Below are 14,487 nucleotides of genomic sequence, written 5' to 3'. Positions count from 1 at the left end.
CTGCCGCAGATTGGGCGTTCCACGGTGACAGTGCGCGACCGCATGGCGGAGTTCCAGACGCTCATCGACGATGAGGCGCTGGCCGAGAGCGACTTCCAGGCCTTCATGGAGCGCCACCCCTGGCTGGCGCGCCGCCCCACCGACCATTCGCCGGGCAACGGCGTGATCCGGCAGTTCGAGCTGGAAACCAGGCGCAAGCCCGATTTCGCCTATCTCTGGGAGCGTTCGGGCAGGAACACCCTGGTGCTGGTGGAGATCGAGCGCCCGAGCAAGCGCATCTTCACGCAGGCCGACGAGTTCACGGCCGAGTTCAACCAGGCCGTCAACCAGGCGCAGCGCTGGCTCGACGCGCATGCCGAGATCATCAACCCCGCCGGGCCGCTGGCCATGGCGGCGCACCGCCGGCTGAACATCGCGAACCAGCCCATCGGCCGGAGCGCCATCCTGATCTTCGGGCGCCGGAGCGAGATCAACACCCCGCAGCGCCAGGCCGACTGGTCCCGGCGGCGGGAAGAACTGTCGGCGAGGGTGGATCTCTACACCTTCGACAGCTGGTGCGAGCGCTTCACGGCCATGCTCGATACCGCGGAGCCGCAGTGCCAGCTGTACCGCTACGTGCAGCAGGACCTGCAGATCGTCCCACTTCCATAGAAGGAAACACCCCATGCGCGTTTACTACGACCGCGACGCGGACGTGAACCTGATCAAGGCCCGCAAGGTCGCGGTGATCGGCTTCGGCAGCCAGGGCCATGCCCACGCGCAGAACATGCGCGATTCCGGCGTCAAGGACATCGTGATCGGCCTGCGCCCTGGCGCCTCCGCCAACAAGGCCGAGGCCGCGGGCTTCAAGGTCCTCCCCCCCGCCGACGCCGCCAAGTGGGCGGACGTGGTGATGGTGCTCACCCCCGACGAGATCCAGGGCGACCTGTACCGCGAGCAGCTGCACCACAACCTGCAGGAAGGCGCCGCCCTGGCCTTCGCGCACGGCCTCAACGTGCACTTCAACCTGATCGAGCCGCGGCCCGACATCGACGTCTTCATGATCGCGCCCAAGGGCCCCGGCCACACCGTGCGCGGCGAGTACCAGAAGGGCGGCGGCGTGCCCTGCTTGGTGGCGGTGCACCAGAATCCCTCCGGCAACGCGCTGGAGATCGCGCTCTCCTACGCCTCCGCCGTGGGCGGCGGCCGTTCCGGCATCATCGAGACCACCTTCAAGGAGGAATGCGAGACCGACCTGTTCGGCGAGCAGGCGGTCCTGTGCGGCGGCTTGGTGGAACTGATCAAGGCCGGGTTCGAGACGCTGTGCGAGGCGGGCTACGCCCCCGAGATGGCGTATTTCGAGTGCCTGCACGAGGTGAAGCTGATCGTCGACCTCATCTACGAGGGCGGCATCGCCAACATGAACTACTCGATCTCCAACACCGCCGAGTACGGCGAGTACGTCACCGGCCCCCGCATCATCACGCCCGAAACCAAGGCCGAGATGAAGCGCGTGCTGGATGACATCCAGACCGGCAAGTTCACCCGCGACTGGATGCTGGAGAACAAGGTCAACCAGGCCTCCTTCAAGGCCACTCGCCGCCGCCTCGCCGCCCACCCGATCGAGGAGGTCGGTGAGAAGCTGCGCTCCATGATGCCCTGGATCACCAAGGGCGCCCTGGTGGACAAGGCGAAGAACTGACGACCGGAGCGTGGCCAGGAGGCTCTGCCTCCTGGACCTCCGCCGGGGAGTTTAAACTCCCCGGACCCCACGTTGAGTGCCTCCGGCGGGGGCGGGATGATCCACGCCAGTCATGGCGGGCACCGTCGGCCAACCCGCCCCCGCCGGAGGCACTCATGAGGTCGAGGAGCCTAAGCTCCTCGCGGGGGTCCCAAGGGGGCAGAGCCCCCTTGGCCACGGTCAGGGCATCAAGCCCTCACCGGCATTCCAGGATGCGCAGGTCGTAGACCGGGTGCTGCAGCATGTTGGCGGCTGGGGTATTGGCCAGCATCCAGCCGCGGAACACCGGCGAGGCGTTGGGGCCGGCCAGCCCATCCTTGATTTCCAGATAGGCCGCGGCATCCGGCACCTCGTCCGGCGGGCGGGCGTTGCAGGCGCGCACGGTGATGTTCAGCGTGCCGAACTGCACGGGGCGGCCGACATCGGCCTGCAGCACGGTGACCCGCGCCGTGACCTTGTCCAGCGCCTGCAGCTGCGCGTGCTGCGCCGGCACCCATTCCTGCGCCAGCGCCGCCTGCGGCAGCAGCGCCAGGCCCAGGCCCCCCAGCAGCAGGGCGACGGGAAGCGCGCGGGTCACGCCGCCTGCCGGCGCGGGCTGGGCAGCGCGTCCACCAGGTCGCGCAGGATGGCGCGCATGGCGGCCTCGTCCACGCCCATCAGCACCGCGTCCTCGAAGGCGTCGCGCAGCACCTGCGCGGCCTCGGCGTGGTTCTCGGCCAGCATCTTCAGCTTCTCGCGGCAGGACAGGGGCGCCCCGTCGGCGCCCGGCCAGCTGGCGGGCGGCTGCAGGCTCACGGCCGCGCCGCCGGGGCAGGGGAAGCGCCGGCGGCGGGCTGCTCGCCCTCGCTGGGCTTGTTGCCCGCCATCTGGGTGACGGAGAAGATGAAGCGGCCCAGCAGGCTTTCCAGGCTCACCGAGGACTGGGTGATCTGGATCTCGCCGCCATTGGCCAGCATCCGCTCGCCGCCGCCGGGCACCAGCGCGACGTACTTGCCGCCCAACAGCCCTTCGGAGGTGATCTCGGCCGAGGTGTCGTCGGGCAGCTTCAGCCCGCCATCCACCTGCAGGGTCAGCACGGCCAGGAAGGTGTTGGGGTCGATCCGCTGGTCGGACACGCTGCCCACCCGCACGCCCGCGATCCGCACGTCCGCCCCGGGCGCCAGGCCGTCGATGCGGTCGAACTTGGCGCGCAGCTGCAGGCCGCTGTTCGACCCGCTGGCGCGGCCCGAATTGGTGACGGCGTAGACCAGGAACACCGCGGCGATCAGCAGCACCACGATGCCCGCCAGCAGCTCGGCGACGCTGCGGCCCTTCACGCGGCCGCCCTCATGCGAACGCTCACGAACCGGGGGTCCAGGCTTCGTAGTCGCCGGCCGTGCGCTTGCGCTCGCCGCCCTCGTAGTCGTGGCCGGAGGGACGGTAGGCCAGGGCGGTGCCGGTGGCGTTGGGCCGGTGCTCGAGCTGCCAGGGGTAGCGGTGGTTCTCGTCCTGCGGCGTCTCGGTGGCGTGGTGCAGCCAGCCGTGCCATTCCGGCGGCACGTTGGTGGCCTCGGCGGTGCCGGCATAGACCACCCAGCGGCGCGTGTGGCCGAAGCCCGGCTGGACGTTGCGGGTCTCGAAATAAATGTTGCCGAAGCGGTCGGTGCCGACCCGACGGCCCTTCAGGCCGGAGAGCAGGCGCATCAGAAAAGGCATGGGCGCGGGGGCTCCTCGAAGCCGCGATATGGCATGCGAGGACCGCCGGTGAAAGGGAGCGGCAAAACCACCGCATCTGGTGGCCCGCGCGGTCATTCATCGCAACATGCTGACTTCACCCGCCGGCAGGCCCGTCCTAGACTGCCGGGCATGCCGAGGCTGGACGACACCGTGTGGGCTGACCTGACGCTGCGCCGCACCCGCGGCCACGCCGACCCCGACGCGCCGGGCCGCGCCGTGGCGCTGCCCGCCACCTGGGACGGCGACGCGGCGGACGCCCTGGCCGCGCTGGCGCCTGGCAGCCGTCCCGTGTCCTTACCCGCCCTGGCGGAGGGCTGGATCAGCCGGGCCGCCGCCGCCGGGCGCGAGCTGGGCCTGCTCTCGGCCGCCAACGCCGCCTGGCTGGCGGAGGGGCTGCGCGCGCTGATCCTGGCCCGCCGCGGCGCCGCGGGCGCCCCCTTCTGGGCCGGCGAGGCCGAGGCCGAGCCGCGCTTCACCCTGTGCCTGCCCGCCTTCCTGGACGGGGAGGGCGGCTTCGACTCGGCCGGCTACGCCGAGGCGGTGCGGATGGGCGTGCTGGCGCTGGAAGGGCTGGGCAACGGCCGCGCCCGCCGGCTGCGGCTGGGCTTCACCGACCTCGCCGGGCTGCTGGCCGGGCTGCAACTGGACTACGACTCGGCCGAAGCGCGCGACGTGGCCGCCGCCATCGCCGCGCTGACCCGCGGCGCCGCCGAGGCCGCCAGCGGCGAATGCGCCGCGGCCCTGGGCGAACGGGTGCCGCTCTGCCTGAACTGGCCCGCCCCGCCCGGGATCACCGCCGTGCCCGGCCTGGCCGCCGCCGCCCGCGCGGCGCTGGACCTCGCCGCCGGCGCGCCCGGCCTGCGGCACGAGGCGGTGCTGGCCTTGTGCCCCGCCGACGCGGTGGACGCGCTGCTGGGCGCGGAATCCGCGGGCCTCGCCCCCGCCGCCGGCCCGACCCGCCCGGATGCCGAGGGCGGGGAACGCCCCACCGCCGCGGCGCTGCGGGCCGGCAGCCGCGCCGCCCGCCTGCTCGCCCCGCGCGGCCCGGAAGCGCGCGCCGCCATGCAGGCGGTCGTGCTGCCTTTCCTGCAGGCCGAGGCGCCGGCCCCCGCCGCCACCCCGGCCGCGCCGCAGCCCGCCCCGCTGCCGGCAGCGCCCCGCGCCGCGCGCGGGCAGGTGTGGAAGGTCAGCATCGGCGGCCACCGCGTGACGCTGCGCACGTCCGAGCACGCGGACGGCTCCCTGGCCGACCTGTCGCTGGCCCTGGCCAAGGACGGCGCGGCCTTCCGCGGCGTGCTGGAAGGGCTGTGCCAGTCGGTGTCGCTCGGCCTCGCCCGCGGGGTGCCGCTGGCCGAGTTCGTGCAGCTGCACGCCTATACCCGCTTCGGCCCGGCCGGGGCGGTGGACGGCGACCCGCGCATCCGCCGGGCGACCTCCGTGCTGGACTGGGCCTTCCGCCGCCTGGCCATCGAGCACCTCGACGGCCCCGCCCTGCCGGACCCGGCCGAGGAGGAGCACGGGCTGGACGGGCTGGGCGCGCCGGCCGAGCAGCAGGCGCTGCTGCCGCTCGACGCCCCCGCCGGGCCCAAGGCGCGGCGGCGCAACCTGCGGCTGGTGGGCTGAGGAAGGCCGGGGGAGTGAACTCCCCCAGACCCCCTCCTTTTTTCGGGAGTAGAGGTGCGCCCGGCTCCACCGGCGCTCCCCAAAACTCCCGAAAATAGAAGGGGGTCCGGGGGGATACCTCCCCCCGGCCTGCCCTGTTCCAGCAGCCCCGCCACCCCGTTTCCCAGGAGACCCCCCCGATGCCCGGACGAATCGACGCCCGCCTGCAGGAGTTGGGGCTGACGCTGCCCGTGGCCGCCAAGCCCATCGCGAACTACGTGCCCACCGTCCGCACCGGCAACCTGCTGGTGGTGTCGGGCCAGGTGCCGATGCGCGACGGGGTGATCGCCTATACCGGCAAGCTCGGCGCCGGGGTCGGCATGGACGACGCGCAGGCGGCGGCGCAGCTCTGCCTGGTCAACGTGCTGGCCCAGGCCAAGGCGGCGCTGGACGGCGACCTCGACCGCGTGGTGCGGGTGGTGCGGCTGGGCGGCTTCATCGCCTGCCTGCCGGAATTCACCGCCATGGCGATGGCCATGAACGGCGCCTCCGACCTCGCGGTGGCGGTGTTCGGGGAGGCCGGCCGCCACGCCCGCTCCACCATCGGCGTGCCCGCCCTGCCGGGCGACGCGGCGGTGGAGGTCGAGGCGATCTTCGAGGTGGCGTGACGGGGCGGCGGGCCCGGGGCGGCTTGCGCCGGCTTCGCTGCACCGCACATTGACCCGCATGCCCGACGGTGCCGCCGAATTCACCCTGACGCTGCACAACCGGATCGGCGGCATTCCCGCCGCCGAATGGGATAGCTGCGCCGGGGACGACAACCCCTTCCTCAGCCACGCCTTCCTGTCCGCGCTGGAGGATAGCGGCTCGGCCGGGCCGAAAACCGGCTGGCTGCCGCAGCACGCCGCCCTGCGCGATGCCGCCGGCACGCTGGTGGCCGCCGCCCCAGCCTACGCCAAGAGCCACTCCTACGGCGAGTACGTCTTCGACTGGGGCTGGGCCCGCGCCTTCGAGCAGGCGGGCGGCCAGTACTACCCCAAGCTCCAGGTGTCCGTGCCCTTCTCGCCCGTCCCCGGCCCGCGTCTGCTGGTGCGTCCCGGTTCCGGCGTGCCGCCCGGCGCCCTGGGCGACGCGCTGCGCCAAGCCACGGAGCAGCTGGACCTGTCCTCCTGCCACGTCACCTTCTGCCGCAAGGAGGAATGGGAGGCGCTGTGCGAGGGCGGCTGGCTGCAGCGACTCGGCACCCAGTTCCACTGGCAGAACCCGGGCTACGGCAGCTTCGACGATTTCCTCGGCGCCCTGAGTTCCCGCAAGCGCAAGACGCTGCGTCGCGAACGCCGCGACGCCCAGTCCGCCGGCCTTTCCTTCCGCGCCCTGCGCGGGGCGGAGATCACGGAGAAGCACTGGAAGACCTTCCACCGCTGCTACATGCACACCGTCGACCGCAAATGGGGCAGCGCCTACATCACCGCCCGCTTCTGGCCGCTGCTGTCGGAACGGCTGGGCGACCGCGTGGTGCTGATGGTGGCCGAGCGCGACGGCGAGCCGGTGGCCGGCGCCCTGAACCTGATGGGCCGCGACGCGCTGTATGGCCGCAACTGGGGCTCCCTGGTGGAAGCGCCCTTCCTGCATTTCGAGCTCTGCTACTACCAGGCCATGGACTTCGCGATCGCCCACAAGCTGCCGCGGGTCGAGGCCGGCGCCCAGGGCGAGCACAAGATCCAGCGCGGCTACCTGCCGCAGCCGACCTATTCCGCGCACTGGATCGCCCATCCCGGCCTGCGCCGCGCCGTGGCCGATTTCCTGGAACGCGAGCGCCCGGCGATGGAGGCCGAGATGGCCGACCTGGCGGAATCCTCGCCCTTCCGCCGCGACGCGGAAGACTGAGACGAGGGGGCAGGGAAGGCCGGGGGAGTGAACTCCCCCGGACCCCCTCCTTCTTTCGGGAGTAAAAGAGCCCCCGGTCCCACCGGCGCGCCCGAAACTCCCGAAAATAGAAGGGGGGCCGGGGGGATACTTCCCCCCGGCCTGTCGTCCCCCACTGGAACACCCCGGCCGATCCACGAAAGGCGCGCCGCATGCTGACCGCCTACGCGCAGCTCGCCGCCTCCATGGCGCTGGTCGGGGTCAACGTGGCCGCCGCCAAGACCCTGGCCGCGGCGCTGCCCATCGCCATGGTGGCCGGGCTGCGCTGCCTGCTGGCGGTGGCGGTGCTGCTGCCCCTGGCGCTGTGGCGCGACGGCGCCGTGCTGCCGTCGCCGACGGTGCGCTGGAACCTGTTCTGGCAGGCGCTGCTAGGCACCGTGCTCTACAACGCCGCGCTGCTGCTGGGCCTGCGCCTGACCTCGGCGCTGGAAGGCGGCCTGGTGCTGGCCACCATCCCGGCCGTGGTGGCGCTGGGCTCGGCGTGGTGGCTGCGGGAACGGCTGTCCGCCCGCGGCTGGGCGGCGGCGCTGCTGGCGGCGGGCGGGATCGGCGCCGTGACTCTGGCGCGCGCGGCGCCCGGCGCGGGCGGCACCGCGGCGGGCAACGCGTTGGTGTTCCTGGCGGTGTGCGGCGAGGCCGCCTATGCCCTGCTGGCCAAGCGGGTGGCGGGGCAGGCGCCGGTGCTGACCGCGTCGCTGTGGATGCAGGGCTTCTCCGCGCTGCTGCTGCTGCCGCTCTGGCTGCCCTGGGCCGGGGCGGCCGCCGCGCTGGCGGCACCCGATCTGGCGGCGCTGCTGGTGTTCCATGCCCTGACCGCCAGCGTGCTGTGCCTGCTGCTGTGGTATGCCGGGCTCGCCCGCGCCCCCGCCAGCGTCGCCGGCGTCTTCACCGCCTTTCTGCCCGCCGCGGCGGCACTGACGGCCGTGGCCTTTCTCGGCGAGCGCTTCACCGCCGCGCACGGGATCGGCTTCGTGCTGATGTTGGGCAGCGTGCTGCTGGCCACCTGGCCGGGACGCCGCGCCGCGGTGTGAGCCGCGAAAGGAGGCCGGGATGCCGGCAGGCGCCGCCGCGGCGAATACGCCGCCAGCTGCGTCAGTCGGAGATAGCGTAGTTCCAGGCGCCCCGGCTCGAAGCGCCTTCGGCGTGGCGCAGCTCCCACAGGCGCTCATGCGCGGCCACCAGCGTGTCCGTGGCCCGGCGCCGCTCGTGCTCGGCCCGCCAGTTCGCGCCGGGCAGGGTAGAAGACTTGTCCAGCAGCTCCTCGGCCAGGATGAGCAGCTTGCGGGCGAAGTCGAGGCGGCCCTCGTCGCAGGCCTGGTGAAAGGCGAGGAGCACCTTGTCGCTGAGGCGGCGCGACGGGCGCACCTGGGGCAGCGTCGCCGCGCTGCCGGTGGCTGGCGCCGCGGGAACCGGAACCGGTTGTGGATCGGCGTCACTGCTGTCGGCGGGACGCATAAGACCATCGGGCATAGGCGAGCCTCGCTTCCTGCTGGTTTCTACCGGAAGACGTAAGTTTCACTCACGATTTCGCTATATGCAACCAGTTCGATATTCTTCGAGGATATCAGGGATGCTGCTGGTCGAACACTACCATGAGTTGATGATTCTTCATTGTTTCTCCAAAAAGGAGAAAACATTTTCGTGATAACTCCTCAGCAGTCGTTTTCATTGGCGGACCACACGTCCCCCGGTGGAGTTGGTTCATCTGCTGGATGCCTGCTCCCGGGCCGGGGAAGGGCTTGCGCAGCGTTGCCGCAGCCGCCGACTCGGTATGTCGGCCCGATGCCCCTGCCAAGCTCCGCCCCTGGGCGCGCGCCGTCCCGGCCCTGCGCCGCGGTTCGGGCAGCGCCGGGAAGGCGCTATCGTCGGATGCCCATCGGCGCCGCACCCCGGCCAGCCGCGTGAAAGCCTGGTTCCATTGCAGCGGTGCCGAGCTGCTGCGCACCTCCCCCGCCGACCTCGCCGCCCGCCTCGCCGCGGCCCAGACCCGGCGCGGCTTCAGCGGCACCCATGCCCAGCTCGCCGCATGGGAAAACAGTGCCGCCCTGCTGCGGGAGGCGGTGGCGGCCTGCGGCGGGGAAGGCTGGGTCCTCGCCTTCGAGTTCGAGTTGCTGCGCCTGGAAAAGCGCATCGACGCCGTGGTGCTGTGCGACCGCGCCATCCTGGTGCTGGAGTTCAAGGGCGAGGGTTTCGCCCCGCAGGCGCTGCGGCAGGCCGAGGATTACGCGCTGGACCTGCGCGACTTCCACGCCGGCAGCCGGTCGCACCCGATCGTGCCGCTGGTGGTTTCGGCCCTGGCGCCCGATCCTCCCGCGGCCCAGCCGCCGCTGTTCTGGCACGGCGTGGTGCCGCCGCTGCGCGCCACACCGCGGACGCTGCTGCCGCTGCTGCGCTGGCTGGGGGAAGCCCTGCCAGTGCCCGCGACGCCGCTGGACGCGGCTGCCTGGCTCGCCGCCCCGTACCGCCCGGTGCCGACGATGATCGAGGCCGCCACCATGCTCTTCGCCCGCAACGGAGTGGCGGAGATCGCCGCGGCGCGGGCCGATGCCGGCAACCTGACCCGCACGGCGGCGGCGATCGCCGCGGCGGTGGCAGCGGCGCGCCGGGACTCGGCGCGGGTGGTGGTGTTCGTGTCCGGCATCCCCGGGGCCGGCAAGACGCTGTGCGGGCTGCACGCGGTGTTCGGCCCGGCGCGGCACGAGGGCGCCGCCTTCCTGACCGGCAACACGCCGCTGGTGGCGGTGCTGCGCGCCGCCCTGGCGCGCGACGCCATGGCGCGCGGCGAATGCGGCCGGGCGGAAGCCGAGCGCCGCGTGAAGGCCGCCCTGCAGAACGTGCACAATTTCCTGGCGCAGCACGCCACCGACCCAACCGGCGCCGCGCCGCCGGAGCGTATGATCGTGTTCGACGAGGCGCAGCGCGCCTGGGACGCCCGGCAGGCCACGCGCGACACGCAGAACCGCAAGGCCGTGCTCACCACCAGCGAGCCGGCGCACGCGCTGGAGATCATGGCGCGTCCCGCCGGATGGTCGGCCATCGTGGCGCTGATCGGCGGCGGACAGGAGATCAACACCGGGGAGGCGGGGCTGGCGGAATGGGGCCGCTGCCTCGCCGCCGACCGCCGCTGGCGCGCGGTGGCGGCCCCGGGCGTGCTGACTGCGGCCGATCCGGCCGGCCGCCTGGCGGCGGGGCCGGTGCCCTGGCTGGCGCTGGACCCGGCGCTGGATCTGCGGGTGCCGATCCGCGCCGTCCGCTCCGCCGAGGCAGCCCCCTGGGTGGAGGCGCTGCTGGACGGCCGCTTCGCCGAAGCCCGCCGCATCGCGGAAGCGGCCGCGGGCACGCTGCCCTTCCTGCTGTGCCGCGACCTTTCCGCGCTGCGCCAGGGGCTGCGCGCCCTGGCGCGCGGGGAGCGTCGCGCCGGCCTCCTACGCAGCGCCGGCAACCGTCGCCTGCGCGCGGACGGCCTGGGCGAGGAGGTGACGGGCGACGCCGTGCCGGACTGGTTCCTGCGCCGCTGGCCGGATGTGCGCGCCTCCGACGCGCTGGAAGCCGCCGCCACCGAATATGCCTGCCAAGGGCTGGAACTGGACGTGGCCGGCCTCGCCTGGGGCGGCGACTTCCTGCCGGCGGGCGCGGGCTGGCGGGCACGCCGCTTCGTCGGCACCGCCTGGCAGGCCGTGCGCCACCCCGCCGAGCAGCGCTTCATCCGCAACACCCACCGCGTGCTGCTGACCCGCGCCCGCTACGAAACGGTGATCTGGGTGCCACGCGGCGACCCGGAGGACCCCACGCGCGACCCTGCCGAGCTGGACGCCCTGGCGGACCGCCTGCTCGGCTGCGGCGCACGGCCCCTGGCGGAGCTCGCGGCGCCCACCGGCCGGGAAGCGGCGCCGGCGCTGTTGTAGCCGCAGCGCCGGCCGCACGACGCTGCCGGGCGACCGGGCAGCGGGGCTGCTGTAGCTTCCTCCCGCATGCTCCGCCTGCTCCTCGCCCTGTTCCTGCTCGCCCTGCCTGCCCGGGCGGAGGTGATCAAGCTCGCCACCTGGAACATGAACTGGCTGACCGCCAAGCCACCGGGCCATCCCGACCTGCCGGCGGATGTGGCGGGTCGCTCGGCCGACGACCTCGCGCGGCTGCGCGACTATGCCCGCCGGCTCGCCCCCGACGTGCTGGCACTGCAGGAGGTGGACGGGCCGGAAGCCGCGGCGCTGATCCTGGACCCCGCGGACTGGCAGGTCTTCTTCCCGGCCGAGAGCGACGTGCAGCGCGTGGGCATCGCCGTGCGGCGGGGGCTGCGGGCGGTACAGGAGCCCGACCTCCTGGGGCTGGACCTGCGCCCGGGCGCACGCCGCAGCCTGCGCCGCGGCGTGGACGTGACGCTGCAGGCCGGCACCAGCCGGCTGCGCCTGCTGGCGCTGCACCTCGTCAGCGGCTGCCGGCAGGAAGCCCTGTCCGGCTCGCGCGAATGCGACGGTTTGGGCGAGCAGGCGGGCGTGGTGGCCGGCTGGATCGCCCAGCGCCGCGAGGAAGGCGTACCCTTCGTCGTGCTGGGCGACTTCAACCGCCGCATGGACCGGCGCCGCGAGCCTTTCCTGGCGGTGCTGACGCAGCAGGCGCCGCTGCTGCGCGCCACGGCGGGCGTGTCCAACCCCTGCTGGGGCGGGCGGCCCTTTATCGACCACCTGCTGCTGGGCGGCGCGGCGCGCGGCTGGCTGGTGCCCGACAGCCTGCGCGTCCTGGTCTACGCCGAGCGCGAGCCGGAATGGCGCGCCCGCCTGTCCGACCATTGCCCGGTCTCGATCCGCCTCGACCTGCCCTGATGCGGTCGGCTTGACCGGTGCTGCGTCTCGGGAGGGGAAGAAGGAATTCTCCCCCTCCCGAACCCTCCCCCTCATCTTTTTTCGGGGGGCTGCCGCAGCCGGGCGGCGAGGAGGGCCGAGCCCTCCGGCGACGGCGGCCCTGGGCGCCCTGACAGCGGGTGAATGGCCCGGCCGTGCAGCGTCCCGCGTGTCAGCCTGCCCCGGCAACTCCCGAAAAGGGATGAGGGAGGGCTACGGGAGGGAGAACACCTTCTCCCTCCCGGGCCACCGGCACGGCCCCTGCCGGAAGCAGGCCGCACACCCCAGCCCTCCGCGCGAAGCCGCGGCCGTGACGCGCGGCCACCCCGGGCGTTGCCGTCCGGTGCCGGCCGCCATTGCCTCCGCCGGCCCGAACCGGAGACCGTGCCCGCATGACCACCCGAGACGACCTGCGAAACCTCCTGGCGCGCTGCCGGGTCACGTCGGGCAAGAAGTTCCGCCTCGCCGACCACGCGACCGACGAGAAGGGCGACCTCGACCTCGACAAGCGCTCCGCGGAGGAATGGCTGCGCGGCGGGGTGGAACGGCTTTCGGCCCTGCACGAAAGGCTCTTCACTACCGACCGCTGGGCCGTGCTCTGCCTGTTCCAGGCGATGGATGCCGGCGGCAAGGACGGCGCCATCAAGCACGTCTTTTCCGGCCTCAACCCGGCCGGCTGCCAGGTGGAATCCTTCGCCGCGCCGTCCGGGGTGGAAAAGGACCACGACTTCCTGTGGCGCCACGTGCTGCACCTGCCGCAGCGCGGCCGCATCGGCATCCACAACCGCTCCTGGTACGAGGAGGTGCTGGCCGCGCGCGTGCATCCCGAAATCCTGCAGGCGCAGAAGCTGCCGCCGGAGCGGGTGAGCAAGGCCATCTGGGACGAGCGGCTGGAGGATATCGCGGCCTTCGAGCGCTACCTCGGCCGCCAGGGCGTGATCGTGCTGAAGTTCTTTCTCCACCTCGGCAAGGAGGAGCAGCGGCAGCGCTTCCTGGCGCGCATCGACGAGCCGGACAAGAACTGGAAGCTGCAACCCTCCGACGTGCGCGACCGCGAGCGCTGGGGCGATTACCAGGACGCCTACGAGGCCGCGATCCGCGCCACCGCGACGCCGGAGGCGCCCTGGTTCGTGGTGCCGGCGGACCGCAAGTGGCTGGCCCGGCTGCTGGTGGCGGAAGCGCTGCTCGCGACGCTGGAAGCCCTGGACCTGCGCGCGCCGGAGGCCAGCGCGGAACAGCGCGCGGCGCTGCGGGAGGTGCGGGCAGCCCTGGAAGCGGACGCGCCACCCGCATGAAGGATGCTCCACCAGGGCGCACGGAGCCGGCCGCTCGCGTGGAAGGGCGAAAGGGCAGGTGTAGCCCTTGCCCGCAGGATGGGCGGAACGGGCCGGGCGGGGATCTCCTGCGGAACACGGTGGAGTAGCGCGGCGGGGCAACGTCGGGCCGGGCGGGATCGTTGGCGGGGGGATGACCCTGTCCCGCCGCGCTCTCGCCCGACTGCCCTTCCTCGCGCCACTCCTGGCGGGCTGCTCCCCCACCGGCCTCGCCAATGCGCTGACACCCGGCTCCGGCTACGCACTGCAACGGAGCATCGCCTTCCGCCCGGGGCCGCGCGGGACGCTGGACCTTTACACCCCCGACGGCGTCGCCCCCGAGGCGCCGCTGCTGGTGTTCTTCTTCGGCGGCGGCTGGCGCAACGGCGCCAAGGAGGACTTTCTTTTCGCTGCCCAGGCGCTGACCACGCTGGGCTGCGTCGTGGCCGTGCCGGATTACCGCCTCTTCCCCGAGGTCCGCTGGCCGGATTTCGTCGGGGACGGCGCGGATGCCGTACGCTTCCTGCGGAACGGGCCGGCCGCGGGGCGCCCGATCTTCCTGATGGGCCATTCCGCCGGCGCTTTCACCGCCGCCGCGCTGGCCACCGATCCGCGCTGGCTGGGGTTGGAAGGGCGGAACAGCCTACGCGGGCTGATCGGCCTCGCCGGGCCCTACGAGTTCCAGCCCGAGGAGCCCGAGCACGTCGCCCTTTTTGCCGCGCAGCCCGGCGGCCAGGCCCGGGTCACGCCGCCCGACGACGCGGCGCTGCGCGGTGCCCCGCCGGCCCTGTTGCTGCACGGTCTGACGGACGACACGGTGGCGCCCGAGCGTTCGCGCGAACTGGCGGCCAAGCTGCGGGAAGCGGGCAGCGCGGTGCGGCTGATCGAGTACCCCAGCGTCGGCCATATCGGCATCATTGCCGCCCTGGCAGCGCCGGTGCGCGGCCTGGGCCTGGCCGGGGCACCGGTGCTGGGGGACATCGCGGCCTTCCTGCGGGAGAACAGCGCCGCGCCCGCGGAGGCGCTGCCCCAGCGCGCAGGCGTCTGATACCGGCGCGCTTATGAAGTGACTTTTCCAATCCAGGGATAGCTGGTGAGGGAGCGGAGGCGATCTGGCGTCAGGGCATTCCAGGCTTGGCAGCAGGCGTCGACGATGGCGGCGTTGCTGTGGAGCAAGCGATGGGAGAGAAAGCGCTCGCGCAGGTAAAGCCAGACGCGCTCGACCGGGTTCAACTCGGGTGCGTAGGGCGGCAAGGGCACCAGGGTGACGTTGTTGGGCACGCGGAGCTGCCGTGAGCCGTGCCAGCCTGCCTGGTCCAGCACAAGCACGGCGTGGACGTCAGGGGTGAGAGTGGCGGCGAAGCGTTCCAGA

General features: G+C 73.0%; 16 protein-coding genes. 10 read left to right on the top strand and 6 right to left on the bottom strand.

Going from position 1 to position 14,487, the window contains the following annotated elements:
- Positions 1 to 24: 24 nt before the first annotated feature.
- On the top strand, positions 25 to 651 hold the full coding sequence (locus ACLIBK_RS17970) for a Shedu immune nuclease family protein (RefSeq protein ID WP_415388665.1): 627 nt from the start codon (positions 25 to 27) through the stop codon (positions 649 to 651).
- A 13-nt stretch (positions 652 to 664) separates the two neighbouring features.
- Positions 665 to 1,681 (top strand): ketol-acid reductoisomerase, encoded by a 1,017-nt coding sequence (gene ilvC, locus ACLIBK_RS17965; RefSeq protein ID WP_415388664.1) that lies wholly within the window; start codon positions 665 to 667, stop codon positions 1,679 to 1,681.
- 235 nt (positions 1,682 to 1,916) lie between these two features.
- Here the strand turns inward: ilvC and ACLIBK_RS17960 are convergent, their stop codons facing one another.
- The 4 genes from ACLIBK_RS17960 to ACLIBK_RS17945 are packed head-to-tail and all read right to left on the bottom strand — an operon-like array spanning position 1,917 to position 3,415.
- The gene (locus ACLIBK_RS17960) at positions 1,917 to 2,297 is read right to left on the bottom strand and encodes a DUF2155 domain-containing protein (protein ID WP_415388663.1); all 381 of its coding nucleotides are present in this window, start codon (positions 2,295 to 2,297) and stop codon (positions 1,917 to 1,919) included.
- Positions 2,294 to 2,509, bottom strand: coding sequence for a hypothetical protein (locus ACLIBK_RS17955; protein ID WP_415388711.1), 216 nt, complete (start codon positions 2,507 to 2,509; stop codon positions 2,294 to 2,296). The genes ACLIBK_RS17960 and ACLIBK_RS17955 overlap by 4 nt, the downstream gene beginning before the upstream one ends.
- A gap of 2 nt (positions 2,510 to 2,511) precedes the next feature.
- On the bottom strand, positions 2,512 to 3,036 hold the full coding sequence (gene mlaD, locus ACLIBK_RS17950) for an outer membrane lipid asymmetry maintenance protein MlaD (protein WP_415388662.1): 525 nt from the start codon (positions 3,034 to 3,036) through the stop codon (positions 2,512 to 2,514).
- A 22-nt stretch (positions 3,037 to 3,058) separates the two neighbouring features.
- A complete protein-coding gene (locus tag ACLIBK_RS17945) occupies positions 3,059 to 3,415 on the bottom strand; it encodes an NADH:ubiquinone oxidoreductase subunit NDUFA12 (protein ID WP_415388661.1) in 357 nt (118 codons plus the stop codon).
- A 150-nt stretch (positions 3,416 to 3,565) separates the two neighbouring features.
- Between ACLIBK_RS17945 and ACLIBK_RS17940 the strand changes: the two genes are divergently transcribed.
- The 4 genes from ACLIBK_RS17940 (at position 3,566) to ACLIBK_RS17925 (ending at position 7,995) form a co-directional block, all read left to right on the top strand.
- Positions 3,566 to 5,059, top strand: coding sequence for a hypothetical protein (locus tag ACLIBK_RS17940; protein WP_415388660.1), 1,494 nt, complete (start codon positions 3,566 to 3,568; stop codon positions 5,057 to 5,059).
- Positions 5,060 to 5,238: 179 nt separating this feature from the next.
- Entirely contained in the window at positions 5,239 to 5,706 is a 468-nt protein-coding gene (locus ACLIBK_RS17935; protein ID WP_415388659.1) for a RidA family protein, read from the top strand.
- 58 nt (positions 5,707 to 5,764) lie between these two features.
- Entirely contained in the window at positions 5,765 to 6,925 is a 1,161-nt protein-coding gene (locus ACLIBK_RS17930; protein ID WP_415388658.1) for a GNAT family N-acetyltransferase, read from the top strand.
- A gap of 191 nt (positions 6,926 to 7,116) precedes the next feature.
- On the top strand, positions 7,117 to 7,995 hold the full coding sequence (locus ACLIBK_RS17925; protein WP_415388657.1) for a DMT family transporter: 879 nt from the start codon (positions 7,117 to 7,119) through the stop codon (positions 7,993 to 7,995).
- Positions 7,996 to 8,056: 61 nt separating this feature from the next.
- Here ACLIBK_RS17925 and ACLIBK_RS17920 read toward each other — a convergent pair whose 3' ends face one another.
- Positions 8,057 to 8,434 (bottom strand): hypothetical protein, encoded by a 378-nt coding sequence (locus ACLIBK_RS17920; protein ID WP_415388656.1) that lies wholly within the window; start codon positions 8,432 to 8,434, stop codon positions 8,057 to 8,059.
- Positions 8,435 to 8,865: 431 nt separating this feature from the next.
- Here ACLIBK_RS17920 and ACLIBK_RS17915 point away from each other — a divergent pair, with 431 nt between their 5' ends.
- From ACLIBK_RS17915 to ACLIBK_RS17900, 4 genes are all read left to right on the top strand, one after another.
- Positions 8,866 to 10,869 (top strand): DNA/RNA helicase domain-containing protein, encoded by a 2,004-nt coding sequence (locus ACLIBK_RS17915; RefSeq protein WP_415388655.1) that lies wholly within the window; start codon positions 8,866 to 8,868, stop codon positions 10,867 to 10,869.
- A gap of 66 nt (positions 10,870 to 10,935) precedes the next feature.
- Complete coding sequence (locus ACLIBK_RS17910) at positions 10,936 to 11,784, top strand: endonuclease/exonuclease/phosphatase family protein (RefSeq protein WP_415388654.1); 849 nt, start codon at positions 10,936 to 10,938, stop codon at positions 11,782 to 11,784.
- A gap of 410 nt (positions 11,785 to 12,194) precedes the next feature.
- Positions 12,195 to 13,097, top strand: a complete 903-nt coding sequence (locus tag ACLIBK_RS17905; RefSeq protein WP_415388653.1) for a PPK2 family polyphosphate kinase — start codon at positions 12,195 to 12,197, stop codon at positions 13,095 to 13,097.
- A gap of 172 nt (positions 13,098 to 13,269) precedes the next feature.
- Positions 13,270 to 14,163: an alpha/beta hydrolase gene (locus ACLIBK_RS17900; protein ID WP_415388652.1), complete on the top strand. Its 894-nt coding sequence runs from the start codon at positions 13,270 to 13,272 to the stop codon at positions 14,161 to 14,163.
- A gap of 11 nt (positions 14,164 to 14,174) precedes the next feature.
- On the opposite strand, the gene ACLIBK_RS17895 is transcribed toward ACLIBK_RS17900, so the two are convergent.
- A partial coding sequence (locus tag ACLIBK_RS17895; protein WP_415388651.1) for a transposase occupies positions 14,175 to 14,487 on the bottom strand: 313 nt, incomplete at its 5' end.

It is taken from the genome of Roseomonas sp. BN140053, from assembly GCF_047690175.1.
Lineage (GTDB): Bacteria > Pseudomonadota > Alphaproteobacteria > Acetobacterales > Acetobacteraceae > Roseomonas.
The sequence above is the reverse complement of the archived record's forward strand: the minus strand, read 5'-3'. Positions and strand labels throughout refer to the sequence as shown.